The organism is Micromonospora coerulea (genome assembly GCF_016598485.1).
Lineage (GTDB): Bacteria > Actinomycetota > Actinomycetes > Mycobacteriales > Micromonosporaceae > Micromonospora > Micromonospora coerulea.
In genome coordinates this window covers 1-1,228 of the sequence record NZ_JAEMUW010000093.1, presented here as the reverse complement: position 1 = coordinate 1,228, position 1,228 = coordinate 1, and the positions used below count along the sequence as shown (strand labels likewise).

Here is a 1,228-nt window from a genome sequence, read left to right as displayed (position 1 = left end):
CGAAGCCAACACCACCCCTACGACAACTCCCCAACCACCGGCCAATCCGGCCAACGTTTGTGGTCAGAGCACTAGCGATGGCGGGACGCTGCGGATGAGTGCCGATCCCACGGGATGCTGTGGCAGCCTGGTGGGGCCGGGGTGGTGTCGGACGGAAGGGGGCATCGGTGCGGGACGCGGTGTTCTCGCAGTTGTTGCAGCAGCAGTGGGGGCGCGGGCTGTTGGCCTGCGTCGGGCTGGATCCCGAGATGGATACGGTCCGGCTGGCCGTCGCCGATGACGACGTCGAGCAAGCGTTGGTCCGGTTCAACGGCGAGATCGTTGGCGCCACGGCGGATCTGGTGTGTGCGTACAAACCCAACATCGCCTTCTATGAGCGGTGGGGCGCGCCCGGCATCAGTGCGCTGCGGCAGACGATCGCTTATATCAACGCGGTGGCGCCACAGGTCGCGGTGATCGTTGACGCCAAGCGCGGTGACATCGCTTCCACGAACCTGGCCTACCGTGACGCTGTGTTCGGCTATCTCGGCGCGGATGCAGTGACGGCGCAGCCTTACCTAGGCGTCGATGCGCTACGACCGTTCCTGGACACCCGTACCAAGGGCGTCATCGTCTTGTGCCGCACCTCGAACCCGGGCTCCAGCGAGCTGCAAGACCTACCGACCGGTGGAGAGGCGCTTTACCAGCGGGTCGCCCGGCTGGCCGGCTACGACTGGAACAGGCACGGCAACTGCGGTGTCCTCGTCGGCGGCACCTACCCTCAGCACATCGCCGACGTACGGCGCATCGCGCCGCACCTGCCGATCCTCGTCGCCGGTGTCGGACGCCAGGGCGGCTCGGTCGGCGATGTCGTCCGGGCCGGGCTGTTCCAAGGCGGTGGATTGATCGTCAGCTCGTCCCGGGCGATCATCGAGGCTGAGCCTGGTCCAGGATTCGCGCGCGCGGCTCGGGCCGCGACAAACGCACTCGTTGACCAGATCCGTGATGCCGTGACCGTGCCGGCCCAACCGACGACCGCAGCCCGACCCGCCGCCTTCGATGCCGGTTCGCCAACGTGATGACCGTCCTCACCACGCCGATCGGCACACCGCTGGATCCGCGCACGTCCGGACGGCAATCGGGCCAGCTCGCGTGACGCTGCGTGGCGCGCGGACTGGCCGGGTAGCGACGGCGCATTGCTGCGCCGCCGCCCCCTCAGAACCGGACGTGCACGATTTCCATGCATCCG

General features: G+C 67.8%; 1 protein-coding gene. It reads left to right on the top strand.

Annotated elements, in window-relative coordinates:
• Positions 1–167 precede the first annotated feature (167 nt).
• Positions 168–1,058, top strand: a complete 891-nt coding sequence (gene pyrF / locus I8N68_RS32410; protein ID WP_200216915.1) for an orotidine-5'-phosphate decarboxylase — start codon at positions 168–170, stop codon at positions 1,056–1,058.
• Positions 1,059–1,228: the final 170 nt, after the last annotated feature.